We start from the raw sequence: 26,521 nt of genomic DNA, 5'->3' as shown, positions 1-26,521 counted from the left end.
CCGCCGCGGACCACGGCGGGCAGGGGCTGCCGCCCGGCGTTCAGGTCACCGGGATGATGTCGGGGGCGCCGAGCCGGACCGCGTCGGCGGTGCGGTCGTCCGGCTGTTGTTGGGCCTCGCGCTCGGCTGCCACGCGCTTGAGGTAGTGGTCGACCTCGCGGTCCTGGTGTGCCCGGTCCCATCCCAGGTGGGGGGCCATCAGTTGGGCCACGGTCGGCGCCGCGTCCACCCCGCGGTCCCAGGACTCGATGGAGATCCGGGTGCGCCGGGCGAGGACGTCCTCCAGGTGGCGGGCCCCCTCGTGGGTCACCGCGTACACGGCCTCGACCCTGAGGTAGTCGTCCGAGCTCGGCAGGGCTTCGCCGAGCGCCGGGTCGGCCGCCACCAGGGCGAGGAGTTCGGGCGCGAGGGAGCCGTAGCGGTTCAGGAGGTGCTCGACGCGGGCGACGTGCAGGCCGGACTGCTCGGCGAGCCGGCGCCGGGAGTTCCACAGGGCCGGGTAACCGTCGGCGCCCAGCAGCGGGACGCGGTGCGTGACGCAGTCGGGAACCTTCTCGTCCAGGCCCCGCACGGCCTCGTCGACCGCGTCCTTGGCCATCACCCGGTACGTCGTGTACTTGCCGCCCGCCACCACGACGAGTCCGGGCACCGGATGGGCGACGAGGTGCTCCCGGGACAGTTTGCTGGTCTCCGCCGCCTCGCCGGACAGCAGCGGGCGCAGACCGGCGTAGACGCCTTCGACGTCTTCGGGGACCAGCGGGGTGGCCAGGACGCTGTTGACGTGTTCCAGCAGGTAGGTGACGTCCTTGGAGCTGAGGGCCGGGTGGGCCTTGTCGAGCGTCCAGTCGGTGTCGGTGGTCCCGATGATCCAGTGCCGGCCCCACGGGATGACGAACAGCACGCTCTTCTCGGTGCGCAGGATCAGACCGGTGCGGGAGTTGATGCGGTCACGGGGGACGAGCAGGTGGACGCCCTTGGACGCGCGGACGTGGAACTGGCCGCGGGTGCCGGCCATGGCCTGGGTGTCGTCCGTCCACACCCCGGTCGCGTTGATGACCTGCTTGGCCCGCACCTGCGTCTCGTCGCCGCTCTCCAGGTCCGTGACGACGGCGCCGACCACCCGCTCGCCCTGGCGCAGGAAACGGCTGACGCGTGTGCGGTTGGCGGTCAGTGCCCCGTACGCGGCGGCCGTACGGGCGAGGAACAGGGTGTGCCGGGCGTCGTCGACCTGGGCGTCCCAGTACTGGATGGCGCCCACCAGGGCGTCGGAGCGCAGCGCGGGTGCCTCGTGCAGGGCCCGTCGCCTGGTCAGGTGGCGGTGGAGGGGCAGGCCGCCGGAGGTGCCGGAGGCCCGGGCCAGCGCGTCGTACAGCAACACGCCGCTGCCGACGTACGGGCGTTCCGTGACGCGGTGTTGCAGGGGGTAGAGGAACGGCACCGGACGTACCAGGTGGGGGGCGAGGACCTGGAGCAGGAGGCCCCGTTCCTTGAGTGCCTCGGCGACGAGGCGGAAGTCCAGCATCTCCAGGTAGCGCAGGCCGCCGTGGATGAGTTTGCTGGAGCGGCTGGACGTACCCGAGGCCCAGTCGCGGGCTTCGACGAGCCCCACGCTCAGGCCCCGGGTGGCGGCGTCCAGGGCTGCCCCGCTGCCGACGACACCGCCTCCGACGACGAGGACGTCGAGTTCGGCCCGTCCCATGTCGGCGAGGGCCCGTGTCCGGGCTTGGGGTGAGAGGGCCACCGGATCGACCATGGTCTCGACTCCTCCTCAGTGCTGTGGGCGAACGCGGCCGGAACCCCGTCGCCCCCCGGTCCGGCCCCGCCCGGCCGTGTCCGGCCGTGTCCGGCCCCTATTCGACCTTGGCCCAGTCGAGCGTGCGTTCCACCGCTCGCTTCCAGCCCGCGTACCCTTCCGTACGCCGTTCCTCCGACCACTCGGGGTTCCAGCGCTTGGACTCCTGCCAGTGGGTGCGCAGTTCGTCCGTGTCCCGCCAGAAGCCGGTGGCGAGCCCGGCCGCGTAGGCGGCGCCGAGTGCCGTCGTCTCGGCGACGACGGGACGGCTGACGGGTACGCCGAGGACGTCGGACTGCGTCTGCATGCACAGGTCGTTGGCGGTGACACCGCCGTCGACCTTGAGCACGTCGAGGTGTACGCCCGAGTCCTGCTCCATGGCCTCGACGACGTCGCGGCTCTGGTAGCAGATGGCCTCCAGCGTGGCCCGCGCCAGGTGCCCGTTGTCGTGGTAGCGGGCGAGGCCGACGATCGCGCCGCGGGCGTCGGAGCGCCAGTACGGGGCGAACAGGCCGGAGAAGGCGGGGACGAAGTAGATGCCGCCGCTGTCCTCGACCGTCCGGGCCAGGCGTTCGCTCTCGCCCGCGTCGCTGATGATCTTCAGCTGGTCGCGCAGCCACTGCACGGCGGAGCCGGTGACCGCGATGGAGCCCTCGAGGGCGTAGATCGCGGGGCTGTCGCCGAACTGGTAGGCGACGGTGGTCAGCAGGCCGTGCTGCGAGCGGACCAGTTCCGTCCCGGTGTTGAGGACGAGGAAGTTGCCGGTGCCGTAGGTGTTCTTCGCCTCGCCGGGTGCGAAGCAGACCTGGCCGACGGTGGCCGCCTGCTGGTCGCCGAGGACGCCCGTGATGGGGATGGCCTCGCGCAACGGCCGGGAGGTGCGCGTGCGTCCGTACGCCTCCGGGTGGGAGGACGGGTTGATGGTGGGCAGCATGGACCGGGGGATGTCGAAGAAGCCGAGGAGCTCGTCGTCCCAGTCGAGGGTCTCCAGGTCCATGAGCATGGTGCGGCTGGCGTTGGTGACGTCGGTGGCGTGGACGCCTCCGTCGGGGCCTCCGGTGAGGTTCCACAACACCCAGCAGTCCGTGTTGCCGAAGAGGGCGTGCCCTTGCTCGGCGGCCTCCCGCACCCCGTCGACGTTCTCCAGGATCCACTGGATCTTGCCGCCGGAGAAGTAGGTGGCCGGGGGCAGGCCCGCCTTGCGGCGGATGACGTCGCCCTGGCCGCCGCGCTCCAGCGCCGCGGCGATGGAGTCGGTACGGGTGTCCTGCCAGACGATCGCGTTGTAGTACGGGCGCCCGGTGCGGGGGTCCCAGACGACGGTCGTCTCGCGCTGGTTGGTGATGCCGACGGCCGCCAGGTCGGAGGCGTCGAGGTTGCCGTGGCGGAGGGCGTTCTGGATCACCGAGTTGGTGCGTTCCCAGATCTCCACCGGGTCGTGTTCGACCCACCCCGAGCGCGGGAGGATCTGGGAGTGCTCCAGCTGGTGCCGCGCCACCTCGTTGCCGGCGTGGTCGAAGATCATGAAACGGGTGCTCGTGGTGCCCTGGTCCACTGCGCCGACGAAGTCAGCCATGGGGTGCCGCCTCCTCTAGGGATGCCGTGTGTGGGGCCGTGGTCCGCGACGGGGCGGGAGCGGCGTCGTGCCGGAGGGGCACCGTGCCGTGTCCCGGCCCCGTCGCGGATCCGATCAGCTCTCGTCCGGTGCCGGTACGCGTCCGGGAGGCTCCGGTTCCGCGGTCGGCAGGAACCGGCCGATGAGGAGCTTGTAGATGCCCGCGCCCAGCACACCGCCGATGAACGGACCGATGATCGGCACCCAGAAGTAGAGGTTGCCGTACTGATCCCTCCATGCCCCGCCGTACCCGGTGAGGAAGCTGGCCAGCCGGGGGCCGAGGTCACGGGCCGGATTGATCGCGTACCCGGCGTTGGTGCCCCAGGCCATGCCGATCGCCACGACGATCAGGCCGACGATGAACGGTGCCAGGTTGGCGCCGGGAGGCGTGCCCAGCAGGTCGGTGACCGCGAAGATCAGCATGAGGAGGATCGCGGTGCCGATGATCTGGTCGCGCAGTGCGCCCCACTCGGTCACCGGCAGGTTCGGGTTTCCGTTGGCCGGCAGCGTGGAGAAGACGCCCTGGGTCTTGATGGTGTGGCCGGGGTCGGCCTTCGCCAGTGCCTCCGAGTAGTTCCAGCGGACGATCAGGGCCGCGACGAACGCTCCGGCCAGCTGGGCCAGCGCGTAGGGGGCCACCCGCTTCCACGGGAAGCCCTTGAAAGCGGCCAGTGCGAGCGTCACCGCCGGATTGAGGTGGGCGCCGCTCAGCCGTGCCGCGACGTAGACGCCCAAGGTGACACCGAGACCCCAGGCCCACGCGATGCTGTCGTGGTTTCCGAGGCCCCCCGCCGGGTCGGTCAGGGCTCCGCCGGCCACCACCTGGGCCACGACGCCACAGCCGAACAGAATGAGGATCATGGTGCCGGCGAATTCGGCGGACAGTTCGCCGACCAGCCCTGATGCTTTGAGGCGCTCCTTCATGGGTGCCCGCTTCCCGCCGGTCCGAGGACCGGCATTCGACTGCCCCGAGTCCCCCGGGTTCAGAGTAAGGCGGGTCGCCCGTACCGGAAAGGCGAGGGCCGTGCGCTCCCGCGCAGGCCCCTCCCCGCCTGGGGTCGCTCGCTCCTCCTGCGGCGCCGTCGCCCCGGTGCCCGCCAGTTCTCGCGGATGTCCGTGGCATGGCAGCACACTGTTCGTATGGCGTGCCTTCGCTGACGCGCCGGACGCTCACCGTCGGCTCCGACCAGGAGGCACACGATGAAGATGCTGATCAACAGTCCCGAGACCGTCGTCGCGGACGCCCTGCGCGGGCTGGCCGCGGCCCACCCCGACCTGGACGTGGACGTCGAGGCGCGGGTCGTCGTACGGAAGGACGCGCGGCAGGGCGGGCGGGTCGGCCTCGTCTCCGGTGGCGGATCCGGACACGAGCCCTTGCACGCCGGCTTCGTCGGACCCGGAATGCTGTCCGCGGCCTGTCCGGGCGAGGTCTTCACCTCCCCGGTGCCCGACCAGATGCTGCGGGCGGCCAAGGCCGTGGATTCCGGCCAGGGGGTGCTGTTCGTCGTCAAGAACTACACCGGGGACGTACTGAACTTCGACATGGCGGCCGAGCTCGCCGAGGAGGACGGCATCCAGGTCGAGCGGGTCCTGGTCAACGACGACGTGGCCGTGACCGACAGCCTCTACACCGCCGGGCGGCGCGGCACCGGCGCCACCCTCTTCGTCGAGAAGATCGCCGGCGCGGCGGCGGAGGCGGGCGCACCGCTGGAGCAGGTCGCGGCGGTCGCCCGGCGGGTCAACGAGGCCTCGCGCAGCTTCGGCGTGGCGCTGAGCGCCTGCACCACCCCCGCCAAGGGCAGCCCCACCTTCGACCTCCCGGACGGCGAGCTGGAGCTGGGCATCGGCATCCACGGCGAGCCGGGCCGGGAGCGGCGCCCGATGATGCCGGCGGGGGAGATCGCGGAGTTCGCGGTGGGCGCCGTGCTGGACGACCTGGCGAACACGGCCCCGATCGACGGACCCGTACTGGCCCTGGTGAACGGGATGGGTGCGACCCCGCTGCTGGAGCTGTACGGCTTCCACGCGGCGGTGGCCCGGGTGCTGGAGGCCCGGGGCGTCCAGGTGGCCCGGGCCCTCGTGGGGAACTACGTCACCTCGTTGGACATGGCGGGGTGCTCGGTGACGCTGTGCCGGGCCGACGAGGAAATGCTGCGACTGTGGGACGCGCCCGTCCAGACGGCCGCGCTGCGCTGGGGCCGCTGACCCCCACGCACCCCCGGAGGCGCGGAACCGGCACCCCCTCGGTGCGCGAGGAGGTGCCGGGCCGCTGCCGCAGGGACCGCCGCTGCCGGCGCGGTTACTTCGGCATGAGGACGGTGTCGATGATGTGGACGTTGGCGTTGGCGGTCTTGACGTTGCCGCACACCACGGCGGCGGTGTCGTTGACCTCGTAGGCCTCGCCGGAGCCCTTGGTGGTGACCATGCCCTTCTGCAGGGTTTCGAAGGAGCCGTTCTCCAGCTGCTTCGGGGTCACCTTCTGGCCGACGACGTGGTAGGTGAGGATCTTGGTCAGCAGCTCCTTGTCGGCCAGGACCTTGTCGAGGTCGGCCTTCGGGATCTTCGCGAAGGCGTCGTTGGTCGGGGCGAAGACGGTGATGTCCTTGGCGTTGTTCAGGGTGTCCACGAGTCCGGCCTGCTTGACCGCGGTGACCAGGGTGGACAGCGCGGGGTTGTGGGACGCGGCGGTGGCGACCGGGTCCTTCGCCATGCCGTCGAAGGAGCCCGCCCCCTCCTTCGGCACGCCGGCACAGGCGGGGCCGAAGGGCTGGTCCGTCGTCATCGCGTTGCCGGGGGTGCTCTCGCCGGTCGTGGCCGAGTTGCCGGCGGCTGCCGTGGGCCCGGCCTTGGTGTCGCCGGAGCCCTCGGAGCAGGCGGCCAGGGCGAAGGGCAGCAGGGCGGCCGCGGCCACGGCGACACCGGCACGGCGGATCTGAATGCTGTTCATGATCGGTTTCTCCTCGGGAGAGATGGTTCGACTCGCCCGGATGGGTGAGTGGAGGGGGTAGGTGGGTGGATGGTGGGGCGGCTCTGCCGGACCAATGCGTCGGGTGAGGCAGGTCCGGTGGTCTCAGGTGACGGTGACGAAGACGCTGTGCCAGCCGCTCGCCCCGTCGGGGATGGTCCGGGCACGCTGCTCGGTCTGCACCGCTCCCGTGCCGTCGGTGGCGCGGACGGCGAGGGTGTGTCCGCCCGGGGCGGCCTGCCAGCGGTGGGACCAGTGGCGCCACGTGTCGACGCTGTCCTGGGCGGCGAGGTCGGCGTCCTGCCAGGGGCCGTCGTCGACGCGGACCTCCACGCGGGTGATGCCCCGGTGCTGGGCCCAGGCGACTCCGGCGATCACGACGGTGCCGACGGCGGGGCGGGCGAACGGCTTGGGGGTGTCGATGCGGGACTGGGTCTTGACCGGCGCTCGACGGGCCCACGAGCGTTTCACCCAGTAGGGGTCGTAGGCGTCGAACGTGGTGAGCTCGATGTCGGTGATCCACTTGCAGGCGGAGACGTACCCGTACAGGCCCGGGACGATCATGCGGACGGGGAAGCCGTGGTCGAAGGGGAGGGGCTCGCCGTTCATCGCGACCGCGAGCATGGCGTCCCGTCCGTCCATGACCTCCTCGACGGGGGAGCCCAGCGTCATGCCGTCCACGGAGCGGGCGACGAGCTGATCGGCCCTGCCGCCCTTCGACGGCGGCTCGACACCGCATTCCGCGAGCAGGCCGGCCAACGGAACGCCGAGCCACCGGGCGTTGCCGACGTACGGGCCGCCCACCTCGTTGGAGACGCACGCGAGGGTGATGTCCCGTTCCATCAGCGGGCGGGCGAGAAGCTGGTCGAGGGTGTAACTGCGGGGGCGGGTCACGCCCTTGCCGCGGACGCGCAGCCTCCACGTGCCGGCGTCGACCCTGGGGACGACCAGGGCGGTGTCGACGCGGTAGAAGTCCCGGTTGGACGTGGTGAAGGAGCTGGTCCCCGGCACCTTCGGCTGTGCTCCCGCGGGAACCGGGGGAGCCGGTGAGGCGGGGGCGGGCAGGACGAGTTGGTCGCGGGAGGCGACGGCGCCCCGGCCTCGCCGCCCGGACAGGGCGCGGCCCGACGCGCCCGCGGCGGTGGCGGCCACGGCCGTCACGGTCGCCGCGGTGAGGAACCCCCGCCGGCTCCAGCCGCCCTGGGTGCCGTCATCACCCGAAGGGGAGCCGGCAGGGCTGGCTCTGCCCGCCAGAAAGAACAAGACGGCAGCACCCGCGAGGGTGCCGGCGAGCGACGGAAGCGCGTCACCGGCCCCTTCGGAGTCGGGCCTGCTCAGGGCCGCGGCCGCGCCGACCATCCCGAACACCAGGACCCCGGCCGCCCCCGCACGCCGGTACCGCAGGGCCACCACGCCCAGGAGGACCGCGAACAGGGCCAACACGAGCAGGATGCCGACCTGGAGGACCCACTTGTCGTTCTCGCCGAAGGTGCGGATCGCGAAGTCCTTCACCGCGGCCGGGGTCCGGTCGATGACGGCGCCGCCGACCACCGTCACCGGTCCGGCGGCGGGCCGCGACAGGCCCGCGACCAGCTCGGCCACGGCCAGCGCGGTGAACCCGGCCAGAAGTCCGGCCAGTGCGCCGCGGGCGGTGCGGAAGGTGGTGTTGCGGAAGCTGCTCACTCCCCGCATTCGGCTCCACCCACCCGGCGGATTGGTCTGTCACCCGAACGAGTGGCGGTGCCCGGTGCGAGGCCGGTGGGGGCCCGCGTACGGCACCCCCGGCCGCCCACCCGCGCGGACTTCCGCTGCGAAGTACCGGGCAGGGACCCGTACGGCCCTCGCGAACAGGTCCGGCGCTGCCTGCGCGGCCTGACCGAACTCCAGCGCCCGGCCGCGACCCTGGCCTCCCGCCGGGGGCCTGACCTACCGTGAAGCGGCCCCAACGCTTGGCACGCCGCTTCCGACGATCAAGACACGCATGCGCGACGGGCTGATCCGGCTTCGCGACCGCATGGGGGTGACCGCGTGAAACACGACGCATCCGACGTCCACGACCTGGCCGCCGCGTACGCGCTCAACGCCCTGGACGCCGACGAACGCGAGGAGTTCGCCGCGCACCTCCCCGGGTGCGAGACGTGCCGGCAGGACGCGGCCGACTTCGAGGCCACCGCCGCGGGCCTGGCGGCTGCCGCGGCCCACATCCCGCCCACCGCGATGAAACAGCGGACGATGCAGGCCGTCGACGGTGTCCGCCGGCTGCCGCCCCGCGCCTCCACCGCCTCCCCCCTCTCCTTCCGGGCCGCGCTGAGCCGCAGGACCGTACCGCTCGCCCTGGCCGCGAGCTTGACCGCCGCCGCGTCGTTCGCCGGCCTGGCCGCTTGGCAGAACCAGCAGAACCGGCAGTTCGAACAGCGGGCCCGGCAGAGCGAGCAGCGCCTCGACACCGTGAGCTCCGTCCTGGCCGCTCCGGACGCCCGTACCGTTCACGGCCGGGCCGGCAACGGGGCCTTCACCACCGTCGTCGCCTCCGACCAGCAGAACAAGGCCGTCTTCACCGCCACCGGCCTGCCCGCCCCGGCCGCCGGCAAGACGTACCAGTTGTGGCTCGACCACGACGGAACCATGCGTCCGGCCGGCTTCATCCACCAGGACGGCACCGTCCCGCTCGACGGGGACACCGCCGACGCCCGCACCGTCGGCCTCACCCTCGAACCCGCCGCAGGATCCCCGCAACCCACCACCACCCCCCTGCTCCTCCTGGCCCTCCGCACCTGAGCCGGGCTCCGATCCAACGCTCCCTGGCCGACCGGCGGCTACCCCGCCCAGCCTCGTGCCGGCGGCGGGAACGGGGGTACGCTCCGCGCACGAGGCCGTCTTCGCGAGCGCCCTCCCAGAAGGCGTCGGGACCTGGAAGGACGCGCTAGTCCTGCTTGATCGCGGAGATGTCGAACTCCAGGACGACCTTGTCGCCGACCAGGACGCCGCCGCCTTCCAGGGCCGCGTTCCAGGTCACGCCGTACTCCTTGCGGGAGATGGTCACCGAGCCCTCCAGGCCGACGCGCCGGTTGCCGAAGGGGTCGACCGCCGTGCCCGTGTACTCGAAGTCGATGCTGATCGGGCGGGTGGTGTCCTTGATGGTCAGGTCGCCCGTGACGCGGTACTCGGTGTCGGAGCGCGGCTCGACCGAGGTGGTGCGGAAGGTGATGTCGGGGTAGTTGGGAGCGTCCAGGAAATCGTTGGTGCGCAGGTGCTGGTCGCGCTGTTCGACGCCGGTGTCGATGCTCTCGGTCTTGATCACGACCTGGCCGCTGGAGCGGGAGGGGTCGGCGCCGTCCAGGTGGGCGGTGCCCTCGAACTCGTGGAACGCGCCGCGGACCTTGGTCACCATGGCGTGGCGGGCGACGAAGCCGATCCGGGTGTGGGCGGGGTCGAGGACGTAGTCCCCGGTGAGCTCGGACAGGGCGGGGGACGTGGTCATGGGTGCCTCCGTAGGGCCTGGATCCCGGCGGTGGTCCGCCCGGATCGTCTCCCGGCCCACGCTAGGGCGTGATCGGTTCGAGGCGCGGCCTGACGCACGGGGCGCCCCCACAGTGCACCCTGCCGATCGATCCGGGCCGGACCTGCTGACGGAGGCGTCACCGGGGCCGGGGGCCGGGGGCCGGGGCCACGGCGGGGACGCTGGGGCGTGTGTCCCCGCCATGGCCCCGGTGGCCCGGCGACCCGGCTGCGGTCCCTCAGCCCACGCGTTCGACGCGTGCGCGTCGGATGAGGTTCTTGCCGGGCTCGCGGACCTTGTCGAAGGCCGCATTGTTGAGGAGGACGCAGCTGCCCGAGGGGCTGTTGACGGTGACGGTGGTGGCTTGGCCGTTGTCCAGGTTGGTCACCTTCAGCTTGGTGCCCACCGGGAAGGTCCCGCTGCTCGCGGCGGGCGGTCCCGCCTCGCCCGACAGCGTCACCGTCGACCCCGGACACACCACCTGACCCGTGACCGGCGGCGCCTGGCCACCCCCCGCACCCGCCGCCCCGGTCGCGCCGGCGGCCGGCGTGCCACCGCCCCCCACGCGTTCGACGCGTGCGCGTCGGATGAGGTTCTTGCCGGGCTCGCGGACCTTGTCGAAGGCCGCATTGTTGAGGAGGACGCAGCTGCCCGAGGGGCCGTTGACGGTCACGGTGGTGGCTTGGCCGTTGTCCAGGTTGGTCACCTTCAGCTTGGTGCCCACCGGGAAGGTCCCGCTGCTCGCCGCGGGCGGCCCCGCCTCGCCCGACAGCGTCACCGTCGACCCCGGACACACGACGTCGGGGACGGAGGCGTTGCCGGTCGCCACCGTGGCGATGACGCCTCCGGTCACCAGGGTTCCCGTGGTGACAGAGAGCACGAGCTTCTTCATGGAACTCATAGTCCGTTTGCGGGACATGGACACTCCTCGATCCGATGGACGCTGTCTCCCCGTCCTGCATACGCCGGGCGTCACACGCCCGTTCATTCCTTGTCGCCGCGTTACAAATCCGGCGCCGAGGAGGTCTCGCGTGCTGTGCGGGGCGCGCCGCGGCGCCGCGAGGCTCGTGGAACACCGTCAAAGCCGCAGGTGGGCGCCGTACCGCTGACCGTGGTCGGAGCGTGCGGGGCTCGTACCGCTCCCCTTGGGCGACGCGGGGACGGCAGGACCGCAGGCAGCCTTAAGGTTCGTTTGATCCCCCCTTAATGCACGGCCGCGTCGGTCAGGCCGGCGGCAGGTTCTGCTCGGACCAGACGGTCTTGCCGCCCCTGGTGTAGCGGCTGCCCCAGCGGTGTGAGAGCTGGGCGACGATGTACAGCCCGCGGCCGCCTTCCTCGGAGTTCCTCGCACGCCGCATCCGCGGCTGTGTGTTGCTGGCGTCCGAGACCTCGCACGTCAGCGTGTCCGCGCGGATCAGGCGCAGGCGCAGCCGGCCGCCGGCGTGCCGGATGGCGTTGGTGACCAGTTCGCTGACGATCAGTTCCGTGCTGAAGGCCAGCTCGTCGAGGTCCCACGCGGTCAGCTGGTCCAGGACGAGATGGCGCGCCTCGCCGACGATCGCCGGGTCGGCGTCGAGCCACCAGGTCGCGAGGGAGCCGGGATCCACCACCCGGGTACGGGCCAACAGGAGGGTGACGTCGTCCCTGAGCCTGCCCGGCGGCAGTCCCTCCACGATGTCGTGCCGGGCCTGACGCAGCGGCCGGCCGATGACGTCCGCGCGCCGCAGGCGGTCCGCCAGGTCGTCCATGCCCTGGTCGATGTCGCCCTCTCCGCGTTCGATCAGGCCGTCGCTGTACAGGGCGAGGACGCTTCCCGGCGCCAGTTCGCGTTCGACCGGCTCGAAGGGCCAACCGCCGACCCCCAGGGGCGGGCCGGGGCTCAGCTCGACGTACTCCACGCTTCCGTCCGGGCTGACCACGGCCGGCGGCGGGTGCCCGGCGCTCGCCATGACGCACGCTCGGGTGACCGGGTCGTAGACGGCGTACAGGCAGGTGGCCCCGGCCGGGCCGCTCGGCACCGGTATGCCCGCGTCGGCGTCGTCCGGGTCGTCGCTCTCGGCCTCGGCGGCGACCTGGACCACCATGTCGTCCACGTGCGCGAGCAGTTCCTCGGGTTCCAGTTCCAGGTCCGCCATCGCGCGTACGGCGCTGCGCAGGCGGCCCATCATGGCCGTGGCGTGCAGCCCGTGACCGGCGACGTCCCCGACCACGAGGGCGACCCGGGCCGACGACAGGGGGATGACGTCGAACCAGTCGCCGCCCACGCCGCTGTCCGCGTCGGCGGGCAGGTAGAGGCCGGCGGCCTCCAGCGCCGGCCTCTCCGAGGTGGCCGGCGGCAGGAGGCTGCGCTGCAGGCCCACGGCGGTACGGCGTTCCTTGGTGTACCGCCGCGCGTTGTCCACGGCGGCGGCCGCACGGGCGGCGATCTCCTCCAGCAGCGCCAGGTCGTCCGCGTCCAGCGGGGGAGCGTCACCCGTCCGCCAGAGCGTCAGCCGTCCGAACCTGATGCCCCGTGCGCACAGCGGCGCCGTCATCGCCGAATGCGCACCCGGGACGGTCGTGGCCCACTCCGGAACCGCCGCGCCCGCGGCCTCCGTGGGCCGGGTTCCGAAGCCGGTGATCAACTCTCCCCGGCAGCCCCGCTCCTCGCGCGCCCCCGTTTCCGGCAGGCCCGTCTCCGTCGCGGTCGGGTGGGGAACGGCCGCTGCGGTCGGAGGCTCGAACCGGGTGCTCCCCGTACGCAGCGCAGCCGATTCCGCTCCGGCGACGGCCAGCCGGATCAGCGGCAGCGTGAGAGTCGCGTCAGCGGGTGGTTCACCGCCGGTCAGAACGGTCTCCGCCAGATCCACCGCGGCGCAGTCGCCGAGCGCGGGCGTCAGGACCTTGACCAGGTCCTCCGCGGTGCGCAGGACGGACAGCGAACCGCCCAGCGCGCCGGTGGCGCGGTACAGCAGGTCCAGGCGCCCGCGCCAGCGCTCGTGGTCGGTGACGTCGGTGAACACCGTCGCCACACCCATCGGGTGTCCGTCGGGATCCTGCAGCCGGAACGCCTGGATGGTCACGACCCGGCCGCCCCGCGGGTCGTCCAGGGTGCGCACCGTCGTGTTGAGACCGATGAGGGGGATCCCGCTGCGCAGGACCTCCCGCAGCCGGTCGTCGATGATCCGGGCGTCCTCCGCCCACAGGAAGTCGGCCAGGCGCCGGCCTGACAGGTCGACCGGCACCCCGGTGTACGGCAACAGGTGCGAGTTCGTCCGCAGCAGGCGCAGCTCCGCGTCGAAGACGGCCAGTCCCACTCGGCCTTGCAGGAACAGTTCCTGCGTGAAGGCGTGGTCCTGCCGCCATCGGGCGACCAGCTCCAGGGGTGCGCCGAGCACGAGGCAGCGGGCGGGGCCGCCGGGCGCGCCGTCGTTCAGCGGGATGACGCGGAAACCGATCTCCAGCTCACGTCCTGAGCCGTGCCGCAGGGTGGCCCGCCCTTCCCAGCCCGCCGGGCCCTCCCGGCCCGCCGGGCCTTCCCCGTCCTTCGGGCCCTCCTGCTTCCCCGGCCCGCCCTGGGCCAGGACGGCTTCCCAGCTGCCCGGGTCCGCCAGGAGGTCCCGCGCCGGGCGGCCGCACACGTCGGCGGACCGGCGGTCCAGAAGGGCTTCGGCCGCCGGTGTCCAGGCGAGGACCGTCCCGGTGTCGTCCAGCAGTGCCGCCGCCGTGTTCGTGGCGGCGAAGGGATAGTCCTGGTTGTTCTCGGTGGCGCGCATGCGTGCCCATCTCGTCCGCCGGTCCCGCTGCCCTCATGCTGATCGATGTCCGTTACGGGAGCCAGAGGCGTTGCGCCATCCGGTCCCGCTCCAGGCGTCGGTCACAGTGTCTCGCGCGCGTGCCCCGGGCGGGAAGGCCGGCGCCGCGCCGCGGACGCCGGCCTTCCCGCCCGGGCGCGGGCCGGATCCGGAGGAGACGACCTACGGGCAGCTGATGCGGGCGTCACCGGGGTCGGTCGTGCAGGTGTCGCTGCCGAGGCCGCCGTTCGCGGTGTCGTTGCCGGCGACGGCGTCGACGGTGTTGAGCCGGTCGTTGCCGTAGTTGCCCAGCAGGGTGTCGTTTCCGGGGCCGCCGACGAGGGTGTCGTCGCCGAAGCCGCCGTCGATGTTGTCATTGCCCGCACCGCCGTGGACGGTGTCGTTGCCGTAGCCCGGGCGGATCGTGTCGTCGCCGCCGAGACCGCAGATCACGTCGGTGAAGTAGCCGCCGTTCAGGGTGTCCGCGCCGCTGGTGCCGATGATCGTGCAGCCCCGGGCGTTGTTCACGGTGGTGTTCGCCGTGGCCCTGTCGTTGCCGGGCACGGGGTCGGGCTCCGCCGCGTCCGCCGTGGCGGTGTCGGTGAGGGTGCCGGTGCTGCGGGGCTCGGCCACCACGGTCACGGTGGTGGAGGCGCCGGCGGCGAGGGTGCCCAGGGTGCAGTTCGCGCTGGTCGCGGTCCTCGTGCAGCTGCCCTGGCCGGCCACGGCCGACAGGACGGTGCCGCCGGCTCCGGTGAGGGTGTCGGCCAGCGTGACCGCCGTCGCGGGGGTGGTGGTGCTGGTGTTGCGCACCGTCACCGTGTAGGTCGCCTGGTCGCCGATGCTGACGGCGGCGGGACCGGACACGGTGACGGCCAGGTCCGCACTGGGCGGAGGCGGCGGAGTGGTGCCGCCGCCTTCGTACCGGGCCAGCGCGAAGTCCTCGCCCGCCCCGCCGCCGCCCGCGGCGAGGAGCCTGCCGTCGGGCAGCAGCGCCACCGACTGGGCCAGGTCGGCGCCCCCGACGTTCGTGGTGACCGTGCCGTCGCCCCCGCCGAAGCCGGTGTCCAGGCTGCCGTTGGTGAGGTAGCGGGCCAGCGCGAAGTCGCCGTTGCCGCCGCCGACGGCGACGAGCTTGCCGTCGGACTGCTGGACGACGTCGTACGCCGAGCTGCCGCCCTGGGGCCCACCGAGGTTGGTGGTCACCTCGCCGTCGCCGTCGAAGGTCGTGTCGGGGGTGCCGTTGGCGTTGTACCGGGCCAGCGAGAACACGCCGGCACCGGAGCCGCCCACGGCCACGATCCTGCCGTCCGACTGCACCACCACGTCCTGGGCGGTGTCCATGCCGACCAGGTCGGTGGTGAGCCTGCCGTCGCCGCTGAAGGTCGTGTCCGCACTGCCGTCGGAGTTGTACCGGGCCAGCGCGAAGTCCCGTACGAGGCCCTCGGTCGTATCACCGGCGGCGATGATCCTGCCGTCGGCCTGCAGGGCCAGGCCGTACGCCGTGCTGCCCTCCTGGAGGCCTCCGAAGTCGGTGAACACCTTGCCGTCACCGCCGAAGCCGGTGTCCAGGCTGCCGTCGAGGGCGTTGTACCGGACCAGTGCGAACACCCCGCCGACACCCCCGGCGGCGATGATCTTGCCGTCCGCCTGCACCGCCACGTCGGAGCCCTGGTCGGCGCCACCGCCGCCGAGGTCGGTGACCGCCTTGCCGTCGCCGTCGAAGCTGGTGTCCAGGCTGCCGTCCGGGTGGTAGCGGACCACCGTGAACCAGGCGATGCCGCCTTCGAGGTTCTCGCTGGTGCCGACGACGACGATCTTGCCGTCGGCCTGGAGGGCCACGCCGTTGGCCGTGTCGGAGCCGCCGGCGATGTCGGTGGACACCTTCCCGCCGTCGCCGAAGGTGGTGTCCAGGCTGCCGTCGGCGTTGTAGCGGACCGCCGCGAAATTGCCGAGGGAGTCCGAGACGTCACCGCCCACGGCGATGATCTTGCCGTCGGGCTGCACCACCATGTCGGCGGCCGCTTCGGCGGCGCCGAGGTCGGTGGTCACGATCCCGTCGCCGCCGCCGAACGTGGGGTCCACATCGCCCGGCGCGGCCAGCGCCGCTCCGGGCAGGGCCATGGTGAGCGCCAGGCCCAGGGCCGTCACCGCGCCGAGCCGGTCGGCGCGGCGCCGCCGGCCGTCCTTCGCTCCTCGTCCCCGCACCCTGCGCGCACCCCAGGTGAATGCCGACATCCAGACCCCTCTGCCGCTGCTTGCCCTGCCTCGGGTCACCCCTCGTGACGGGCCACAGCTTCCGGCCACGGCCGCGGCAGGGCCTCGGCGGCTCGCCGGGCGCGCACCGCCGGAGACGGGGGTTCCACCCGACCGCCGTACACGGCACCCCTGGCGGTTCCAGCGGTGCTTCCCGGGTGCACGAACCCCGGCGATCCGGTCCGAACCTGTCGCCGGACGGGCCCGCGGTGGAGGTGCGCCGCACTCGTCACCCGCGGCGCCGACGCCCGCGGCGCGCTCATCCGCGCCGAGTCGCCCCGGCGCGCAGTTCCCGTTCGGCGACCACCCGGAAGGGGGTCGGCGGGCGGCCGGTGAGGCGCTCGACGGTGTCGGTGGTGCGGTCCTCGGCCCCCTCGGCGATGGCGCGGTCCATCGCGGCCAGCATGGCGGCGAACTCCGGCGGGATCACGGCGGCCAGCCGGTCGTACATGTCCTCGTGGGTCAAGGGGTGGTGGACCACGGGGCGGCCGGTGACCCGGCTGACGATCGCGGCGATGTCGTCGTGGCTGAGCGCCTCCGGGCCGGTCAGGACGAGGTCGGTGTCGGGCGCCCGGTCGTCCGTCAGGGCGCGTACGGCGACGGCGGCGATGTCGTCGGCGTCGACGAAGCCGACCCGGCCGGTCCCGGCGGCCGTCCGGATGAGCCCTTCGGTGCGGATGCTGTCGGCGTGCGCGTGCGCGCCGGTGAAGTTCTGCATGAACCAGGAGGGCCGCAGGACCGCCCACTGCTCGAACAGGCCGGGCAGGGCCCGGTGCACCGCCCCCACGGCCGGCCCGCCCTCGGGGATGGCCGAGGAGCTGAGGAGGACCGCGCGGCGTACACCGGCGGCGACGGCCTCCCGGAGGAAGGGCAGCATGACCGCGGCCGGGTCCGGGTCTCCGATCGGCGGGACGAGGTAGGCGCGGTCGACCCCGTCGAGGGCGGCGCCGAAGGTGGTCGGGTCGTACCAGTCGAAGCGGACCGGGTCCGCTCCCGGGAGCGGGGTGGCGCGACGCCCGGCGGCCCGTACGCGGTGGCCGGCGGCGATCAGCTGCGCGGCGGTGCGGCCGCCGGTGGTGCCGGTGGCACCGATGACCAGGGTGGTCGCGGTGGGGTTCATCGGGCGCCGCTCCCCGTGAAGTCCGTCCCGGGCGCCTGGACGGCGAGGGGGTTCCAGTAGTCGCGGTAGGAGGTGAAGCGTCCGTCCCGGACGGTCACGACGGCGACGTACCTCATGTCGAAGGGCCTGTCCGTCGCGACGAGGCGGCCCACACCGCGCATCTCGACCACGATGGTCCCGGGCTCGGTGCTCTCGTGGATCCGGACGTCGGGGAAGTCGTGCAGGTCGATGTGATCGGGGTAGTCGCGCATGTACGCGGCGACGGCTTCCCGGCCGTCCAGCCGATCGGGCCAACCCGAAGGGGCGAAGGGGAACTCCATCACGCCGTCGTCGGCCCACAGGCCGACCCAGCCGGCGATGTCCTTGGCCAGGAGCAGGCGCAGGCCGTGGCGGTACAGATCCGCCGGTGCGGTGGTCGTGGGCATGGGGGTACTCCGTCCCGTACGATACGGACCAGCGGTCCGCTTCTTCCGTGAACGATACGGACCGCCGGTCCGCATCGCAACCGGAGGATCATCCCGATGACCGAACAGCGCAGTCCGCGCAAGGACGCGGCCCGTAACCGGGCAGCCGTGTTCGCCGCCGCCGACGAACTCTTCGCCCACTGCCGGAGCCCCGAGGACGTGACCATGGCCGACATCGCGGCCGCGGCCGGCGTCGGCAAGGGAACGCTCTTCCGCGCCTTCGGCGACCGCACCGGGCTGATCGGCGCGCTGTACGAGGCACGGCTCGAACCGGTCAGGACCGCCGTCGAGAGCGGTCCGCCACCGCTGGGGCCCACCACCGCGCCGCTCCGGCGCGTACCGGCCCTGCTGGACGCCGTCCTGTGCTTCAAGCTCGACAACCGCCACCTCGCGCTGGCCCTGGAGGGGACCGGCGCGGACAGTCCCTACCGGACGGCGCACTACGGGCGGTGGCACGCCCTGCTGCGCGACCTGCTGGAGCAGATCCCCGGCCCGGCCGACACCGACTTCACCGCCCACGCGCTGCTCGCCGCCACCCGGGCCGACCTCGTCGCCCACCTCGCCGGGGACAAGGGGGTGCCGCGCGAGGAACTGCGCCGGCAGCTGGCGGAGTTCACCGCCGGGATCCTCGACACCCGCACCCGGCGGGGTGCGTCCGACGCAACCTGACCCCGGCGGCCGGGGGCGGCGCCCCCCCCCGCGCCGTCACAGCCGCCAGTAGGTACCCGTACGGGAGTCGACGTGCACCACGTGCCGGCCGACGCGCACCACGTGGTGGTCGGGACCGGACCAGGAGCCGGTGACGCCGTCCGCGCCGGGCAGGGGGGTCCAGACCTCCAGGAAGGTGCTGCCGTCCGGGTTGGTGCCCCACTCGACGAGGTTCGCCCCCTCCCGTCGGAAGGTGCCGGTGTCTTCGCCCGGCTCGCCCGTCAGGTGCCGGAAGTGCACCCGGGAGCCGTCGAACGACGTCGTACCGGCGAAGCCGCGACTGTCGGCGTAGCAGGACCCGACCTGCAGCCACACCACTTCGCTGTCCTCGGTCAGGGGTCCGCCGTCGCGGCTGATGCCGCGCCGCAGCCAGGCCCCGCGCGCGGGCACCGGGACGCCGGGTCCGCCCGGGACGGGCCCCACCGGCACCGGCTCAGGCGCGGTCATCGGCGGCGGGGTCGTCCACGGCCAGCAGCGTCAGCGGGACGTTGCCGCGCACGGCCTGCGAGTAGGGGCAGACGGCGTCCGCGCGGTGCAGGAGGGGCTGGAGGTCCGCCGCCCGCCACCCCGGCAGGCTGACGGTGAGGGCCACCGCGAGGCCGTAGCCCGCAGGGGTGTCCGTGGTGCCGAGCTGCACTTCGCAGGCCACGCGCGCGGCGCCGGCGTCCGCCCCGAAGCCGGCCGCGACCTCCGCGAGCGCGGAGGTGAAGCAGGCGGCGAAACCGGCCGCGAACAGCTGCTCCGGGTTGGTGGTGCCCGGGACCTTCTTGCGCGGCGGGGCGAGACGGACGTCCAGGCGCCCGTCGTCCGTGCGGACGGACCCGGTACGGCCCCCCGCGGCATGCGCGGTCGTCCGGTACAGGCTGCTGGTGAGTGGCACGGTCATGGCGTTCGGCCCATCCTGCTCGACGAGGACGCTGCCCGGGGACGGACAGCGTGAGGCGCCGCTGGTGCGGCACCTCGCGCGTCGTCGTGCGTAACCGGGTACGGCGCGTCTCGTCCGGGGCCTCGGATCCGGCCGCCGGACAATCTAGCAACGCCGACGGTCCGCCGGAGCACCGCCCGCGGTGAGGTACCTCACCCGCCGCCGGTCCCGTCGGGATCCGGGGGCGCGGGCCGGTGCCGCAGGCGGTACGCGCCGGGAGGCAGGCCCTCCCACCGGGTGAACGCGCGGACGAGGGCCGTCGCGCCGCTCAGGCCGACGAGGGGGGCGATCCGGTCCAGTGGCAGGTCCGTGGTCTCCAACAGCCGCCCGGCCCGGCCGTGGCGGGCGGCGTCGAGGAGCGCCCGCCACGACGTGCCCTCCGCGTGCAGGGCCCGCCGCAGCGTCCGGACGCTGAGGTTGAGCTCCCTGGCGGCGCCCTCGGGACCCGCGTCCTCCAGCCCGGCGTGCTCCAGCCACCGCCGTACGCGCCCGGCCGCGGTCGCGCCCGCGGACAGTTGGTCCAGGAGCCGGTCGGCGTAGGCCCGGTGCAGGGCGTTCAGCGCGGGATCGTAGAGCGGACGGCGCCGGTCCAGATCCTCGTCGGCGACCGTGATCGTGTTCTCCGGGGCGTCGAAGGTGACGGGGCAGCCGAGGACCCGGGCGTAGGGTTCGGCCGAGCCCGCACGCGGGTGGGCGAACGACACGGCCAGGGGCGCCCAGTCGTCGCCGGCGATCCAGCGGGCCGCCCGCACCATGCCGGCGACGACCGCCTCCACCTGCTGAGGGTGCATGGCGGCCGGGGCGACGGTCGGCCGGTAGCGGATCCGGCCGACGCCGCCCGCACGGTGCAGGGTCACCGTGCCCGCCTGGCTGACCAGGGGGTGGTAGCGCTCGGCCGCCCGCGCGGCGTCCGCGAGACCGGCGCTGGTGAGGACGAGGTGGCCCAGGATGTGCAGGCCTTCGGGCCGGATGCGGTCGCCCACGAGGAGCCCGGTGTGCGGGCCGGCGTCCCCGGCGTCGAGCACCGAGTCCCACAGGGCGCGCATCTCGCCGTACTCCAGCCGGTCCGTGGGCAGGTCCCAGGAGGCGGACGGCCCGCTTTCGCCCTCGGCCGTCGCGTTCAGGACGGCGTGGGCGTAACACGCGGTGACGGAGGGCGACGCGGTGGCGGACACGGTCGCCAGTCAATGCGGGCGCACCACCCCCGTCAACACCGTCCGGCTACGGCCGCCGACGGGCGGGCCCGGCGAACGGGGCCAGAGGAACGGCTGCGGAGAGCGGTCCGGGGAGTCAACGACGTGGCCGCCGGAGTGGATGACGGCGCCGCGCGCCGCTCCTAAGGTCGGCCTTCGGACACCCCGGGGACCAGGGGCCCGCGGAGTGCCGGGGAATCCGGGGAAGCCGGGGAAGCGCGCTGCCCCGATCACCACCGCACAGAGGAGTACCCGCCGTGATTCTCTTCCTGCTTCCCGCAGGCGACTACGACCCCACCGAGGCGGCGGTGCCCTGGGCCGCGCTGCGGGACGCCGGTTTCGAGGTGCGGTTCGCGACCCCCGGCGGGAAGGTCGCGCTCGCCGACCCCCGGCTCACGGACCTCGGGTTCTCCTGGCTGTCGCCCTGGCTGATGACCCGCCGCGCCGATCTGGCCGCCTACCGGCGCCTCACCGAGGACCCCCACTTCCTCGCCCCCTCCTCGTACGAGGAACACGCGGAGCACGCGGACCGGGACCCGGCCGCCCTGACGGGCCTCTTCGTCCCCGGCGGGCACGCCGCCGGCATGCGGACGCTGCTCGAAGACGCCACCGCCCAGCGGCTGTTCGCCCGGCTCTTCACCCGGGGGCTGCCCGTGGGAGCCGTCTGCCACGGCGTGCTGCTCGCCGCCCGGGCCAAGGACCCCGCCACCGGGCGCTCGGTCCTCCACGGCCGGCGGACGACGGCACTGACGTCCCTGCTGGAGCTGACGGGATGGAACCTCACCCGGCTCTGGCTCGGGCGCTACTACCGCACGTACCGCACCACCGTGCAGCAGGAGGTCACCGCGGCGCTCGCCGATCCGCGTCATTTCCTGGCCGGCCCGCCGCTGCCGGTGCGCGACACCGCCGCCCGGCCCGGACGGGGATTCACCGTCAAGGACGGCAACTACGTCTCCGCGCGGTGGCCCGGCGACTGCCACCGCCTGGCGGCGGACTATGTGGCCCTGGTCCGCGCGCACGCGGCGGGAGCGGTGCACCGGGCGGGCTGACGCCGGGCCCCGGCGTCGCGCGGGGCCCGGCGGCCGAGCGGTACTCCGTTCGCGGCTTATCCGCGCGAAAGGGCGCCCCCGGCACGTGCGGCCCGGGGCGCCCCTCAGGGCCGGGCGCTCTCGAAGGTCCGCAGCAGGTCCGCCGCCACGCTCAACGCGATCGTGGCGGGCTCCTTGCCGGTGATCCCGGGGATGCCGATCGGGGTCTTGATCCTGTCGATGGCGGCGCTGTCGTGGCCGCCCTCGGTGGCCAGACGCCGACGGAACCTCGCCCATTTGGCGGCCGAGCCGATCAGTCCGATCGAGCCGAGACCCGCGGTGCGCAGGGCGGCGTCGCAGAGCGCGGCGTCCTCGGCGTGATCGTGGGTCATGATCAGTACGTGGGTGCCGGGCGGCAGCACCCCGAGCACCTCCTCCGGAAGCAGCGGCGTGTGGTGCACGTGGACCTGCGCCACCGCGTCCGCGAGCACGCCGAGCCGTTCGCCGGTCAGCATGTCGGGGCGGCTGTCGATCAGGTGCAGATCGAGGTGGTGGCGGGCCAGGACGCGGGCCAGCTCCAGGCCGACGTGCCCGACGCCAAAGACCGCCACCGCCTCGACGACCGGCAGCGGCTCCAGCAGTACGGTGACGGCTCCGCCGCAGCACTGGACGCCGTGCGGGCCGGTGACCTTGTCGTTGAGGGCGAACTCCATCAGTTCCGGCTCCGGCCGGGCCGCGCCGGTCAGCTCGCGCGCCCGGTCGATGGCGACGGCCTCGATGTTGCCGCCGCCGATGGACCCCCACGTCTCGGTGGCTCCGACGAGGAGCTTGGCGCCGGCCCGGCGGGGCGCGTGGCCGCGCACGGTCGCGACGGTCACGAGCACGCCGGGTTCCCGGCGTTCCCGCAACCGCGCGACCGCGGCCACCCACGTCATGTCAGACATTGCTCAAGGCGCTTGCTTCGGCCCGGGCCGCGCCGGCGCCGGGGGCGTGACCGCCGTGCCGCGCACCGCCCCCGCGTACCGCCTCGATCGCCCAGTACACCGCCTCCGGTGTCGCCGGGGAGGCGAGTTCCACACTGACTCCGGCGGGCCCGAACTCCCCGGCCGCCTGCCGCAGGGCCTCCCGCACCGAGAAGGCCAGCATCAGCGGAGGCTCACCCACCGCCTTGGACCCGTAGACCGCGCCCTCCTCGGTGGCGTTCTCCAGCAGCCTGACGTGGAACTCCTCGGGCATCTCCGAGAAGCTCGGCAGCTTGTACGTGCTCGCGGCCTGGGTCAGCAGCCGACCGCGGTTCGGCCCGTCGCCGGTGTCCCACCGCAGGTCTTCCAGCGTCAGCCAGCCCGCGCCCTGCACGAAACCGCCCTCGACCTGACCGATGTCGATCATCGGGGAGAGGCTGTCGCCGACGTCGTGCACGATGTCCACCCGCCGGATCCGGTACGCGCCGGTGAAGCCGTCCACCTCCACCTCCGTCGCGGCGGCGCCGTAGGAGAAGTACTTGAACGGGGAGCCGTGGAAGGCCTTCGCGTCCCAGTGGAGGCCCTCGGTCCGGTAGAACCCGGCCGCCGACAACTGGACCCGCTGGAAGTACGCGGTGCGCACCAGCTCGTCCCAGGCCAGCTCCTTGTCGTTGCCGAGGACGCGTGCGATGCCCTCGACGATGCGCACGTCCGAGGCGTTCGCACCGAGCTGGGTGCCGGCCACCCGCAACAACCGCTCGCGGATCTGCTCGCAGGCGTTCTTCACGGCCGCGCCGTTGAGGTCCGCCCCGGCACTGGCGGCGGTGGCAGAGGTGTTGGGCACCTTGTCCGTGCGCGTCGGGGCCAGCCGCACCTTGTGCAGCGGGATGCCCAGCGTGGTCGCGGCGACCTGCAGCATCTTGGTGTGCAGGCCCTGCCCCATCTCGGTGCCGCCGTGGTTGATCAGGACCGAGCCGTCCTTGTAGACCAGCACCAGCGCGCCGGCCTGGTTGAAGGCGGTGAGGTTGAACGAGATGCCGAACTTGATCCCGGTGACCGCGAGCGCCCGCTTGGTGTGCGGGTGCGCGGCGTTGAAGGCCGCGATCTCCCGCCTGCGCTCGGCGATGGCGGCGTCCTCGCGGACCTGCCGCCAGACGGTGGAGATCCGTTCGGGATGCAGGACCGGCTGCCCGTACGGCGTGGACTGGCCCTGCCGGTAGAAGTTGCGCTCGCGCAGCTCCATCGGATCCAGGCCCAGCAGCGGAGCGCACCGGCCCATGATGTCCTCGATCACCAGCATGCCCTGCGGTCCGCCGAAGCCGCGGAAAGCCGTGTTGGAGACCTTGTTGGTCCTGGCGATACGGCCGGTGACACGGGCGTGGGGAATCCAGTAGGTGTTGTCGATGTGGCACAGCGCGCGGGCGACCACCGGCTCGGACAGGTCCAGGCTCCAACCGCCGTCCGCGGTCAGGGTGGCGTCCAGGGCCTGGATGCGGCCCTCGGTGTCGAAGCCGATCTTCCACGTGGCGTGGAACCCGTGGCGCTTGCCCGACATGGTCAGGTCCTGGGTCCGGTTGAGCCGTACCCGGACGGGCCGGCCGGTCAGCCGGGCGCCGAGCGCGGCGATCGCCGCGAACCCGTGCGGCTGCATCTCCTTGCCGCCGAAGCCGCCGCCCATCCGCAGGCACTGCACGGTCACCTCGTGGCTGTGCACGCCGAGGACGTGCGCGACGATCTCCTGGGTCTCCGAGGGGTGCTGGGTGCTGCTCTGGACGAACATCTGACCGTTCTCGTCGACGAGGGCCAGCGCCGCGTGCGTCTCGAGATAGAAGTGCTCCTGGTCGGAGAACTGGAATTCGCCGGTGAACACGTGCGCGGAATCGGCGAAGCCGGCGTCGACGTCGCCGGTCACCATCACGGGCCGGGCGCCGTGGAAGCTCTCCGCCGCGATCGCCTCCGTCAGCGTGATCACGGAGGGCTTCTCGTCGAGTTCCACCTCGACGGCCGCCGCCCCGAGCCGGGCCGCCTCCAGGGTCTCGCCGAGCACCCAGGCGACGGCGTGGCCGTGGAACATGACCTCGTCGGGGAAGAGCGGTTCGTCGTGCTTCATCCCGGCGTCGTTGACGCCGGGTACGTCGGCGCCCGTCAGCACGCGGACCACACCGGGCACGGCGAGCGCGGGCGCGGTGTGCAGCGCGGTGATCCTGCCGTGGGCCTTCATCACCTGGACCGGGTGGGCGTGCAGGACGTCCTTGGTGCGGTGGGCGAGGTCGTCGGTGTAGAGCGCGGCGCCGGTGACGTGCAGGTGCGCGCTCTCGTGGGGCATCGAGAGGCCGACGACGGGCTTTTCGGGACGTTGGGACAACTGGCTCATGACGACACCGCCTCGGTGGTTCGCGCGTACATCTTCAGCAGGCTCTGGCCGAGCATCGCGGAGCGGTAGCCGGCGCTGGCGCGATGATCGTCCAGCGGAGTGCCCTGGGCCCGCAGCACCCGGGCGGCGGCCTCGACGGTCTCCGCCGTCCACGGCTCGCCCTCCAGGGCCGCCTCGGCGGCGAGGGCGCGGATCGGGGTGGCGGCCACACCGCCCAGGCCGATGCGTGCCTTGCGTACGGTCCCGTCCTCGATGTCCAGCGCGAAGGCGACCGCCACGCTGGAGATGTCGTCGAAACGCCGTTTGGCGATCTTGTGGAAGGCCGTGACCGGCGACAGCGGCAGCGGGACGCGCACCGCGCGGATCAGCTCGCCGGGACGGCGCACGCTCTGCCGGTAGCCGGTGAAGTAGTCGCGGAGGGGGACCTCGCGCTCGCCGTCGGCGTCGGCGAGCACCAGCGACGCCTCCAGCGCGAGCAGCACCGGCGGACTGTCACCGATGGGGGATCCGGTCCCGAGGTTGCCACCGAGGGTGGCGCTGTTGCGGATGAGCCGGGACGCGAACTGGGGGAACAGCTCTGCCAACAGGGGGACGCTGCCGTCGAGGCGGCGTTCGATCTCCGTGAGCGTCAGTGCCGCCCCGATCTCGACGTGGTCGGATTCGACCCGCAGTGCCCGCAGTTCGGGCAGACGGTCGACGGCGACGACGCAATCCGCCCGGCGGGCACGGATGTTCACCTCCACGCCCCAGTCGGTGCTGCCCGCGACGACCACCGCCCCGGGCCGCTCGCGCAGCAGCCGCAGCGCGTCGGACAGGGTGCCCGGCCGCAGGAACGCACGGTCGTCGCGGGTGTACGCGGTGGCGACGGAGGCGGGCGGAGCCTGCTCGCGACGCTGCGCCAGGGGGTCGTTCTCGGGGGGCGTGCCGACGGCGAACGCGGCATCGCGGATCGGGCGGTAGCCGGTGCAGCGGCACAGGTTTCCGCTCAGCGCGTGCAGATCGAAACCGTTCGGACCGTGCTCCGGGTCGGCGGCGGTGCCGTCGGCGGCCTCCGGCTGCGCCTGCGTCCGCGCGCAGCGGTCGGGCCGGTAGTACTCGGAGGCCATGCTGCACACGAACCCCGGTGTGCAGTAACCGCATTGGGAGCCACCGCGGACGGCCATCTCCTCCTGTACGGGATGCAGCGCGGCCGGCTCACCGGGCGCGGCGGCGGTGGCCAGGCCCTCGGAGGTGATGACCTCCTGGCCGTCGAGGGCCGCGACGGGCACCAGGCAGGCGTTGACCGCCACCCAGTCCGTGGGCTTGTTCACCCCGGGACGGGCCACCAGGACCGCGCAGGCGCCGCACTCACCCTCGGCGCAGCCCTCCTTGGTGCCGGTGAGGCCGCGCTCGCGCAGGAAATCCAGCACCGTGGTGTGGGGTGCGGCCGGTGAGATCGGTGCTTCTTTCCCGTTGACCGTGATAATCGCCATGTAGAGGAGCTTTCTCTCTTCGTGGTCGCGGCAGGGCATACCGCAGCGCGACACATCGGCACACGAGGAAGTGCCGTGGGTGAGGGCAGAGATGAGAAGGCGCCGGGGCCACGAACGGGCACTCCGGCGAGGGGGGCTGTTCAGCAGCCGTGCGCTACACGACCCGGAGCCCAGGCGATCTGGTGTGCGGGGCGGGGCAGTTCGGAGAAGGTGGACATCCGGCCTCGCCTCCTTCCAGCGGCTCATGGGCGGGTGCGGTCGAAGTTACGTTGCCGCCGGTTGATCGGTCAAGCGGCTCCAGGTCGATTCCACGAAGGCCGGCCACCTCGTGCGGCGGGTCTTCGTACGCGCAACCAGTTGTGTCCCCATCGAACC

General features: G+C 73.1%; 21 protein-coding genes, 1 pseudogene and 1 riboswitch. Of the genes and pseudogenes, 5 read left to right on the top strand and 17 right to left on the bottom strand.

Translation table 11 applies throughout. The features are described 5' to 3' along the window. Positions 1 to 40: 40 nt before the first annotated feature. The 3 genes from ACFYP3_RS05505 to ACFYP3_RS05495 form a co-directional block, all read right to left on the bottom strand. Positions 41 to 1,753, bottom strand: a complete 1,713-nt coding sequence (locus ACFYP3_RS05505; RefSeq protein ID WP_388827138.1) for a glycerol-3-phosphate dehydrogenase/oxidase — start codon at positions 1,751 to 1,753, stop codon at positions 41 to 43. 97 nt (positions 1,754 to 1,850) lie between these two features. Further along, complete coding sequence (glpK, locus tag ACFYP3_RS05500; protein ID WP_388827136.1) at positions 1,851 to 3,368, bottom strand: glycerol kinase GlpK; 1,518 nt, start codon at positions 3,366 to 3,368, stop codon at positions 1,851 to 1,853. 114 nt (positions 3,369 to 3,482) lie between these two features. Then, a complete protein-coding gene (locus ACFYP3_RS05495) occupies positions 3,483 to 4,331 on the bottom strand; it encodes an MIP/aquaporin family protein (protein ID WP_388827133.1) in 849 nt (282 codons plus the stop codon). A gap of 276 nt (positions 4,332 to 4,607) precedes the next feature. Here ACFYP3_RS05495 and dhaK point away from each other — a divergent pair, with 276 nt between their 5' ends. Further along, entirely contained in the window at positions 4,608 to 5,612 is a 1,005-nt protein-coding gene (dhaK, locus tag ACFYP3_RS05490) for a dihydroxyacetone kinase subunit DhaK (RefSeq protein WP_388827130.1), read from the top strand. Between the two features lie 94 nt (positions 5,613 to 5,706). On the opposite strand, the gene ACFYP3_RS05485 is transcribed toward dhaK, so the two are convergent. After that, the gene (locus ACFYP3_RS05485) at positions 5,707 to 6,354 is read right to left on the bottom strand and encodes a fasciclin domain-containing protein (RefSeq protein WP_388827127.1); all 648 of its coding nucleotides are present in this window, start codon (positions 6,352 to 6,354) and stop codon (positions 5,707 to 5,709) included. Positions 6,355 to 6,477: 123 nt separating this feature from the next. Then, positions 6,478 to 8,064, bottom strand: coding sequence for a molybdopterin-dependent oxidoreductase (locus ACFYP3_RS05480; RefSeq protein ID WP_388827125.1), 1,587 nt, complete (start codon positions 8,062 to 8,064; stop codon positions 6,478 to 6,480). 150 nt (positions 8,065 to 8,214) lie between these two features. Here ACFYP3_RS05480 and ACFYP3_RS05475 point away from each other — a divergent pair. Both ACFYP3_RS05475 and ACFYP3_RS05470 read left to right on the top strand, forming a co-directional pair. Further along, positions 8,215 to 8,404: pseudogene (locus ACFYP3_RS05475) on the top strand (sigma factor-like helix-turn-helix DNA-binding protein); the annotation flags it as partial. Continuing rightward, positions 8,401 to 9,150 (top strand): anti-sigma factor domain-containing protein, encoded by a 750-nt coding sequence (locus ACFYP3_RS05470; protein ID WP_388827122.1) that lies wholly within the window; start codon positions 8,401 to 8,403, stop codon positions 9,148 to 9,150. The pseudogene ACFYP3_RS05475 and the gene ACFYP3_RS05470, both read left to right, overlap by 4 nt. 145 nt (positions 9,151 to 9,295) lie before the next feature. Here ACFYP3_RS05470 and ACFYP3_RS05465 read toward each other — a convergent pair whose 3' ends face one another. The 6 genes from ACFYP3_RS05465 to ACFYP3_RS05440 form a co-directional block, all read right to left on the bottom strand. Beyond that, positions 9,296 to 9,853, bottom strand: a complete 558-nt coding sequence (locus ACFYP3_RS05465; protein WP_388827119.1) for a YceI family protein — start codon at positions 9,851 to 9,853, stop codon at positions 9,296 to 9,298. Between the two features lie 256 nt (positions 9,854 to 10,109). Beyond that, positions 10,110 to 10,763: a hypothetical protein gene (locus tag ACFYP3_RS05460; RefSeq protein ID WP_388827116.1), complete on the bottom strand. Its 654-nt coding sequence runs from the start codon at positions 10,761 to 10,763 to the stop codon at positions 10,110 to 10,112. 331 nt (positions 10,764 to 11,094) lie between these two features. Then, positions 11,095 to 13,626, bottom strand: a complete 2,532-nt coding sequence (locus ACFYP3_RS05455; protein ID WP_388827114.1) for a SpoIIE family protein phosphatase — start codon at positions 13,624 to 13,626, stop codon at positions 11,095 to 11,097. Between the two features lie 201 nt (positions 13,627 to 13,827). Beyond that, positions 13,828 to 15,882, bottom strand: a complete 2,055-nt coding sequence (locus ACFYP3_RS05450; protein ID WP_388827111.1) for a calcium-binding protein — start codon at positions 15,880 to 15,882, stop codon at positions 13,828 to 13,830. 277 nt (positions 15,883 to 16,159) lie between these two features. Continuing rightward, positions 16,160 to 17,020, bottom strand: coding sequence for an NmrA family NAD(P)-binding protein (locus ACFYP3_RS05445; RefSeq protein ID WP_388827108.1), 861 nt, complete (start codon positions 17,018 to 17,020; stop codon positions 16,160 to 16,162). Beyond that, complete coding sequence (locus tag ACFYP3_RS05440; RefSeq protein ID WP_388827105.1) at positions 17,017 to 17,445, bottom strand: nuclear transport factor 2 family protein; 429 nt, start codon at positions 17,443 to 17,445, stop codon at positions 17,017 to 17,019. Before ACFYP3_RS05440 ends, ACFYP3_RS05445 begins: the two co-directional genes overlap by 4 nt. A gap of 96 nt (positions 17,446 to 17,541) precedes the next feature. On the opposite strand from ACFYP3_RS05440, the gene ACFYP3_RS05435 reads away from it, so the two are divergent. After that, complete coding sequence (locus ACFYP3_RS05435; RefSeq protein ID WP_388827102.1) at positions 17,542 to 18,153, top strand: TetR/AcrR family transcriptional regulator; 612 nt, start codon at positions 17,542 to 17,544, stop codon at positions 18,151 to 18,153. A 36-nt stretch (positions 18,154 to 18,189) separates the two neighbouring features. Here the strand turns inward: ACFYP3_RS05435 and ACFYP3_RS05430 are convergent, their stop codons facing one another. From ACFYP3_RS05430 to ACFYP3_RS05420, 3 genes are all read right to left on the bottom strand, one after another. Next, on the bottom strand, positions 18,190 to 18,639 hold the full coding sequence (locus ACFYP3_RS05430) for a hypothetical protein (protein ID WP_388827099.1): 450 nt from the start codon (positions 18,637 to 18,639) through the stop codon (positions 18,190 to 18,192). Next, positions 18,626 to 19,078: an Ohr family peroxiredoxin gene (locus tag ACFYP3_RS05425; RefSeq protein WP_388827095.1), complete on the bottom strand. Its 453-nt coding sequence runs from the start codon at positions 19,076 to 19,078 to the stop codon at positions 18,626 to 18,628. Before ACFYP3_RS05425 ends, ACFYP3_RS05430 begins: the two co-directional genes overlap by 14 nt. A 75-nt stretch (positions 19,079 to 19,153) precedes the next feature. Continuing rightward, positions 19,154 to 19,215: riboswitch (guanidine-III (ykkC-III) riboswitch) on the bottom strand. A gap of 54 nt (positions 19,216 to 19,269) precedes the next feature. Continuing rightward, a complete protein-coding gene (locus ACFYP3_RS05420) occupies positions 19,270 to 20,292 on the bottom strand; it encodes an AraC family transcriptional regulator ligand-binding domain-containing protein (protein WP_388827092.1) in 1,023 nt (340 codons plus the stop codon). Between the two features lie 275 nt (positions 20,293 to 20,567). Here ACFYP3_RS05420 and ACFYP3_RS05415 point away from each other — a divergent pair, with 275 nt between their 5' ends. Further along, on the top strand, positions 20,568 to 21,359 hold the full coding sequence (locus ACFYP3_RS05415) for a type 1 glutamine amidotransferase domain-containing protein (protein WP_388827089.1): 792 nt from the start codon (positions 20,568 to 20,570) through the stop codon (positions 21,357 to 21,359). 104 nt (positions 21,360 to 21,463) lie between these two features. On the opposite strand, the gene xdhC is transcribed toward ACFYP3_RS05415, so the two are convergent. The 3 genes from xdhC to ACFYP3_RS05400 are packed head-to-tail and all read right to left on the bottom strand — an operon-like array spanning position 21,464 to position 26,146. Next, positions 21,464 to 22,273: a xanthine dehydrogenase accessory protein XdhC gene (gene xdhC / locus ACFYP3_RS05410; RefSeq protein ID WP_388827649.1), complete on the bottom strand. Its 810-nt coding sequence runs from the start codon at positions 22,271 to 22,273 to the stop codon at positions 21,464 to 21,466. A gap of 1 nt (position 22,274) precedes the next feature. Beyond that, a complete protein-coding gene (gene xdhB / locus ACFYP3_RS05405; RefSeq protein ID WP_388827086.1) occupies positions 22,275 to 24,674 on the bottom strand; it encodes a xanthine dehydrogenase molybdopterin binding subunit in 2,400 nt (799 codons plus the stop codon). Next, complete coding sequence (locus ACFYP3_RS05400) at positions 24,671 to 26,146, bottom strand: xanthine dehydrogenase small subunit (RefSeq protein ID WP_388827083.1); 1,476 nt, start codon at positions 26,144 to 26,146, stop codon at positions 24,671 to 24,673. The genes xdhB and ACFYP3_RS05400 overlap by 4 nt, the downstream gene beginning before the upstream one ends. Between the last annotated feature and the right edge of the window lie 375 nt (positions 26,147 to 26,521).

The organism is Streptomyces sp. NPDC005533, assembly GCF_042871845.1.
GTDB lineage: Bacteria > Actinomycetota > Actinomycetes > Streptomycetales > Streptomycetaceae > Streptomyces.
Note: the sequence above shows the minus strand (reverse complement) of the source record. Positions and strands in the feature narration are given on the sequence as shown.